The organism is Paenibacillus sp. J22R67, from assembly GCF_059692175.1.
Window position 1 is genome coordinate 1 of sequence record NZ_JCAUAX010000033.1, and the last position, 6,521, is coordinate 6,521.

Annotated in this window: 6 protein-coding genes and 1 rRNA gene; all 7 read left to right on the top strand. The window is 49.5% G+C overall.

Translation table 11 applies throughout. The features are described from left to right. Window positions 1-109: ribosomal RNA gene (gene rrf, locus AC58VC_RS38300) — 5S ribosomal RNA — on the top strand; the annotation flags it as partial. Between the two features lie 723 nt (window positions 110-832). Beyond that, entirely contained in the window at window positions 833-1,417 is a 585-nt protein-coding gene (gene chrB / locus AC58VC_RS38305) for a chromate efflux transporter ChrB (RefSeq protein WP_497376709.1), read from the top strand. Further along, window positions 1,414-1,947, top strand: coding sequence for a chromate efflux transporter ChrA (gene chrA, locus AC58VC_RS38310; protein WP_497376710.1), 534 nt, complete (start codon window positions 1,414-1,416; stop codon window positions 1,945-1,947). Before chrB ends, chrA begins: the two co-directional genes overlap by 4 nt. 307 nt (window positions 1,948-2,254) lie before the next feature. Then, window positions 2,255-3,763, top strand: a complete 1,509-nt coding sequence (locus AC58VC_RS38315) for an ABC transporter ATP-binding protein (protein ID WP_497376717.1) — start codon at window positions 2,255-2,257, stop codon at window positions 3,761-3,763. Next, window positions 3,760-4,881 (top strand): ABC transporter permease, encoded by a 1,122-nt coding sequence (locus AC58VC_RS38320; RefSeq protein ID WP_497376712.1) that lies wholly within the window; start codon window positions 3,760-3,762, stop codon window positions 4,879-4,881. The genes AC58VC_RS38315 and AC58VC_RS38320 overlap by 4 nt, the downstream gene beginning before the upstream one ends. 53 nt (window positions 4,882-4,934) lie before the next feature. Further along, a complete protein-coding gene (locus AC58VC_RS38325) occupies window positions 4,935-5,864 on the top strand; it encodes an ABC transporter permease (protein ID WP_497376714.1) in 930 nt (309 codons plus the stop codon). A gap of 23 nt (window positions 5,865-5,887) precedes the next feature. Beyond that, on the top strand, window positions 5,888-6,373 hold the full coding sequence (locus AC58VC_RS38330; protein ID WP_497376715.1) for a nucleoside deaminase: 486 nt from the start codon (window positions 5,888-5,890) through the stop codon (window positions 6,371-6,373). The last annotated feature ends 148 nt before the right edge of the window (window positions 6,374-6,521 follow it).

Consider the following 6,521-nt stretch of genomic DNA (forward strand, 5'->3'; position numbering starts at 1 on the left):
TGATGGCGGAGGGGACCCACGCGTTCCCATCTCGAACACGACCGTTAAGCCCTCCAGCGTCGATGGTACTTGAACCGCAGGGTTCTGGGAGAGTAGAACGTTGCCAAGCACAATTGAGAAACCTTACAAGGAGAAATCCTGGTAAGGTTTTTTGTTTATGTTCTACTGCCGTTACCATGGGGCACTTACATAACTCAACTGCAAAAGCTACAGTAAAATTGGCTCCGGTACCTACATATTGAGTGAATTGCTGTATTTCCTACAGCGAAATAAAACGAACACGTTAGAATCGTCTGATTAACCTGAATTAGCTGCACTTTTTACATCTGAGCTAGCTAAGCAGACGATGATGAGGACAATTACCTGCACTTTTTGCAGTAAGGTTGGTTGAATGAGAGGCCAGAAAGAGTATCGTTCTTGTTCCTCCTCACCTATGTTGTATTTAATACAACATAAAAGAGACTTTTCCGCTGCGAATAGCCTTCCCGTTGTACAAAATACAATCATTTCACCAGAATATCCGGAGATGAGGCTATTTCGTCCAACAATGTTGTATAAAGTACAACGAGGTAGCGATATCTCGCTATTTTTACGTGATTTGAATGCACAAAGTACAACGTATGTGATGCAGCAGCACCCGCATTAATGTTCCAATGACTTAGTCAGGACCCAAAGAAACCAAACATTGTTTGTCATTTTTACAAAAATGCGGATAGAATCAAATAAATCATTTAAACTTATATTACAATAAGGCGAAGTTTACTTTGATGCAGCCCATATAAGTACATATATAGAGATGCTGAAGTTGCAGCAAGAGACAGGAGTGACGCGTGTGGGGAATACATATGTTCAGATTGGGATGGCGATGCTGCGTACAGGGATTCTGGGATATGGCGGCGGACCGTCGATAGTCCCGTTAATCCGGTATGAGGCAGTGACGCGCTTTCAGTGGATGAAGGATGAGGAATTCATGGAGGTGCTGGCGATAGCGAATACATTGCCGGGCCCAATTGCAACGAAGTTGGCCGGGTATCTGGGGTATCGGCTTAAAGGAACAAGCGGAGCGGCAGTTGGGCTGCTGGCGCATATTGTGCCTACCTGTGTGGCGATGGTTGGGTTGTACTCGTTTATTCAATTTTTTAGTACATCGCATGTGATCAAAGGGATGATAGCGGCGGTTGTACCAATCGTGGCAGTGATGCTGGGTGTCATGGCGTATGAGTTTGGGGAGAAAGCCATTAAGGGATTGGGCTGGACGGCAGGTATTACTTTTTTCGTGATCTCTTTCTTACTACTGCAGACATTTCCTGTGCATCCGGCGATTGTCATATTCCTATTCCTCCTATACGGTTCCTTCCATCATAAGCTCAAGGCTAAGTGGAAGAAGAGACAACTTGGGACAGGTGAGGACGCATGATGGAATGGTGGCATTTATTTGTTAGTTTTTTTCTGGCAAATGTGTTTGGATATGGGGGAGGACCCTCTTCGATACCCTTGATGTATCAGGAGATTGTAACGAACCATGCCTGGATGACTAGCAGCGAGTTCTCTAACATGCTGGCGCTGGGAAATGCACTGCCGGGACCGATCGCGACGAAAATTGCCGCATATGTTGGATTTCAACTCGGCGGGTGGATCGGGGTATTGATCGCTGTGGCGGCAACGGTGGTTCCGTCGATTATCGCACTAATCATTTTACTTAATATGCTGCAGAAATATAAGCAATCCCCTGTGATCAAAGGGATGACGCTGCTTGTGCAGCCCGTGATCGCAATCATGATGGTGCTGGTTACATGGAGCAGCTTGGTTGAATCTACAAAGGCAATCGGATATCTTCAGTTTATTGGCATTGCAGCAGTGGCTTTCTATCTCATTCAAAAGAGAAAGATTCATCCTGCTTTTGTTATTGTGGCCGGCTTTGTGTACGGCGGCATATTTCTTTCCTAGATAGCGATTAGCTAAGGAGCAGCTTCAAAACGTCTGTAGAGACGCTTTGTGGCTGCTCCTTTTTGCATTCGCGTTATGTTAGTTGACTCAACTTTGGCGAATAGCACAAAGTAAGAAGCATTTTTCGTGAGCAACGCTAATAAGATGTGATGTTAATTGACGTGAATTTCACCTGAACAGTATAGTGAGGTAAATGAATAGAAGTATGGAGCAGCAGCAGATCCTTCATGGGGAGATGCTGTTTTGAGCATATACGGTTATAAGAGGAGGGGCGCGATTGAAGAAAGAGGAGCAGTATTCCGTTGAGATGATCCAGATTGTGAAGCAATTTGGCTCCGTTGTCGCGAACGATGAGGTGAATTTTCGGGCAAAAGCTGGAGAAATCCATGCATTGCTCGGGGAAAATGGTGCCGGCAAAAGTACGATGATGTGCATGCTCTCAGGGGTATACCGCCCCACACATGGCGAAATTCACTTGCACGGTGAGAAAGTACGTATTCGTTCACCTAAGGATGCTATGCGGCTTGGAATCGGCATGGTGTTTCAGAATTTCAGGCTCGTGCAGACGTTAACGGCAACGGAGAATATTGTGCTTGGGGAATCGTCCTCATTCTGGAGAGGACCGCGTTGGTTAGCTCGGAAGTCGGAGGAGATTGAGGCGATTTCCAAACAATTCGGGCTGCCGTTTCCAGTGGACCGGCCGATCTGGCAGTTATCCGTCGGCGAACAGCAGCGGGTAGAGATCGTGAAGACGCTGTATCGCGGCGCCGACTTCATTATTTTGGACGAACCGACATCGGTCCTGACACCAGGTGAGGTAGAGCAGCTGTTCGAAACGCTGAACCGCATGAAGCAGGAAGGCAAGACCGTCATTATGACAACGCATAAGCTGAAAGAGGTGATGTTCGCTTCGGATCATATTTCCGTGATGCGGAAAGGAAAGATGATTGCAACAATGGCGAAATCGGAGACGAGCGAACGTGATTTGGCGCAGCTTATGGTCGGACAAGAGAGCGTAAATGCCCGAACTGTTGTGAGGGAGAAGCCAGTGGGCAGCCCTATGATGGTGGTGAGCGGTTTGAACGTTTACGCAGATCATGGACGTAAGGTGTTGGATGGGCTTCATTTTGATGTGAAGGCAGGGGAGATTGTCGGAATAGCCGGCGTCTCTGGAAACGGACAAAAAGAACTCGCGGAAGTGCTAACAGGACTTCGCCCATGGAAAGACGGCGACATACGATTCGATGACAGTCCGCTGCGCAATGGTTCAGTGCGGGGAGCGATCGAGCAGGGCATAGCCCATGTGCCGGAAAATCGGATGAAGAGCGGACTGGCGGGAAGTTTGGGCACCGTCGATAACCTGCTCTTCAAAACGTACCGCTCAACCGAACGCTCACGCTTCGGGCTGCTTCGCACAGAGAACAATCGGAAATGGTCGCAGAAGCTTGTTGAGCTTTTTGATGTGAAGACGCCTGGAATTGATGCGCCTGTGCGTTACATGTCGGGTGGCAATCAACAGAAGCTGCTCCTCGCTAGGGAGGTTGACCTTGAGCCGAAGCTGATGGTAGCCATGCATCCAACGCAAGGGCTCGATGTCGGAGCGACAGCAGGCGTGCATGATCTGTTAGTGGATCTGCGGAAAAAGGGGCGTTCTGTGCTGCTCATATCCGAGGACTTGGATGAGGTGCTGCAGCTATCGGATCGGATAATGGTCATGTATAGCGGGCGCATAGTGGGCAATATTCCACGAGAGGAAGCGAACCGTGAATATATCGGTATGCTGATGGCAGGATCAGTGGAGGAGGACGCAGGATGAGTGAACAACAAACGGCTGGAACCATTCTGGTGGAAACCAAAGTCGTCAAACGTGAATCGGGCTTACGCCTGCCGTATCGGTTGGAGATTGACCCAGCGGGTCGTGAAAGCCCATGGTGGACTATAATTGTATCCATTGTTTTGGCGCTGGTGGTCTGCGGTATTTTTATCTCAATGAACGGCATGAACCCAATTACCGTGTATGCCAAAATGCTGACAGGCGCTTTTGGCTCTTCCTTTGGCCTGACGGAGACATTGGTTAAAGCGATTCCACTGCTGCTGTGCGGCTTGGGGGTATCTATTGCGTATCGAATTTCCGTGTGGAATATCGGGGCGGAAGGACAGTTTCTGGCTGGGGCGATGGCGGCGACGGCGATAACGATCTATTTTCCACATCTGCCTATGTACCTATCCATTCCCTGTATGGTGGTGGCGAGCATCGCTGCGGGGGGACTTTGGGGGCTGTTGACAGCGATTCCGAGGACTTATTTTCAAGTTAATGAACTGATTACTTCACTAATGCTGAATTATGTGGCGCTGCTCGCTTTGAATTATGCCGTATTCGGTCCATGGAAAGATCCCAAGGGTTTCAACTTCCCAGGCTCGCCCATGTTCACTGCGGCGCAATCTTTACCTACTTTTGGTGCTTCGCGGCTCCATTTGGGCATCATTTTTGCCATTATCGGTGTGCTGCTTTATGCGTTCGTCATTCGTTATACACGTTGGGGTTATGAACTTCGACTCATTGGAGCGAATGCAGAAGCGGCGAGGAATGCAGGAATTCGGATTTCCAGGCATGTGTTGGTCGTTATGGTTATTAGCGGAGGTCTGGCTGGGCTTGCTGGCATGGGGGAGGTATCGGGTGTGGCGCATCGTCTCATGTATGGTATTTCTCCAGGGTATGGGTATACGGCTATTATTGTGGCGTGGCTGGCGAAGCTGAATCCGGTTAGTCTGGTGGTTTCGTCGGTACTTTTTGGCGGGCTGATTGTTGGGGGATATAGTGTACAAACGATTGGCCTCCCGTCTTCGATTTCGTCGATGATTCAAGGGGCTATCCTGTTTTTTCTGATTGGAGGCGGTATGGCGGGGAAATTTCGGATGCGTCGTAACCGTTAAATCGTCGAATAGTTTGCAGCAACAGTGGCGATGGAGGAGAGGGGTTGAAAGGGATGGAGATTATTACACAATTAATTGTTTCGGCTATTTCATCGGGTACTCCGTTGCTACTCGCCGTACTGGGCGGGATTCTAATCGAGAGGTCCGGTATCACCCAATTAGGAGCCGAAGGGCTTATGCTAATGGGGGCGGTAACCTCCTGTCTCCTGTACATACATACTGGGAATTTAGCTTTGGCCATTCTCTGTGTACTAGTTGTGAGTGGACTGCTGGGGCTGTTGCATGGGGTGCTGTGTGTCTCGCTGCATGCCAATCAAGTGGTTTGCGGGCTGGCGATGACGATCTTCGGTACTGGTCTTAGCGCATACCTGGGGAAGCCAGTTAGCGGACAGCCGCTGACTGGAGCGGTGCCGAAGCTTCATTTGGCATGGCTGGAGAATGTGCCTTTTTTGGGGAAGATTTTTGCCCACATGGACTTGTTTACCTGGTTTAGTTTTGTGCTGGTGATTGTGCTGCATCTGTTCATCCATCGGACTTCATGGGGGCTGCATCTGAGAGCTGTTGGGGATAATCCCGCAACCGCGGATGTCATGGGGATACCCGTTATCGCGATTCGCTACGGCTGCATCATCATCGGGTCCATGCTGATTGGTCTAGGAGGAGCAGATCTGCTGCTTGTGTACACGCCGACATGGAATGAAGGGATGACGTCCGGGCGTGGATGGATTGCCGTGGCGCTTATTATTTTTGCTAGATGGAACCCGATTCGGGCTTTGGTGTGTGCGTATTTCTTTGGGGTTCTAGATATTCTGGGATTCCGCGTACAGCTGATTGGAAGCCATATTCCTTCTTATTTTCTGAAAATGATTCCCTATATCGTAACCATTCTCGTTCTTATGTTCCTCGGGTGGCGTAACCGGAATAAGCCTTCGGGCGCGCCGGAAGCGCTGGGTGTTCCCTATATTAGGGAGCAAAGATTTTAAGCGAAAATGTGGAGGGTTGGCAGATGAATGAACCAGAGAACCACTTATTCTATTTAAAAAGATGCGTTGAACTCTCTCTGTTAGCCAGAAAATCTGGGAATACACCATTTGGTGCGCTGCTGGCAGGCCCGACGGGGGAGATCCTTTTGGAGCAAGGCAATATAGAAATAACGGAATCCAATTGTACGGGGCATGCTGAAACCACGCTGATGGTAGCGGCTTCGAGAACATACAGCAAGGCAGAACTGTGGGCATGTACGTTGTATACTTCAGCAGAGCCGTGCGCCATGTGTGCGGGCTCCATTTATTGGGGCAATGTGGGGCGCGTCGTCTATGGCATATCGGAGACGCGTCTGGCTGAATTGACCGGAGCGGATGAGCAGAACCCGACGCTCGATTTGCCGTGTCGAGTAGTTTTTGCCAGAGGAAGCAAACCGATACAAGTGATTGGACCGGTTCCAGAGATTGAGGCGGAGGCTGTTGCCGCGCATGCTGGTTATTGGAAGTGAACCAAAAAAGTATCCCCGTGAGGGTGATACTTTTTTGGTTGCGTGTTGCGTGTTGCGTGTTGCGTGTTGCGTGTTGCGTGTTGCGTGTTGCGTGTTGCGTGTTGCGTGTTGCGTGTTGCGTGTTGCGTGTTGCGTGTTGCGTGTTGCG

What these genes read in the sequence shown, in the direction of transcription:
- AC58VC_RS38330 (WP_497376715.1), top strand. Translation starts at nt 5,888, where the DNA reads ATGAATGAACCAGAGAACCACTTATTCTATTTAAAAAGATGCGTTGAA.
- AC58VC_RS38320 (WP_497376712.1), top strand. Translation starts at nt 3,760, where the DNA reads ATGAGTGAACAACAAACGGCTGGAACCATTCTGGTGGAAACCAAAGTC.
- chrA (WP_497376710.1), top strand. Translation starts at nt 1,414, where the DNA reads ATGATGGAATGGTGGCATTTATTTGTTAGTTTTTTTCTGGCAAATGTG.
- AC58VC_RS38325 (WP_497376714.1), top strand. Translation starts at nt 4,935, where the DNA reads ATGGAGATTATTACACAATTAATTGTTTCGGCTATTTCATCGGGTACT.
- AC58VC_RS38315 (WP_497376717.1), top strand. Translation starts at nt 2,255, where the DNA reads ATGATCCAGATTGTGAAGCAATTTGGCTCCGTTGTCGCGAACGATGAG.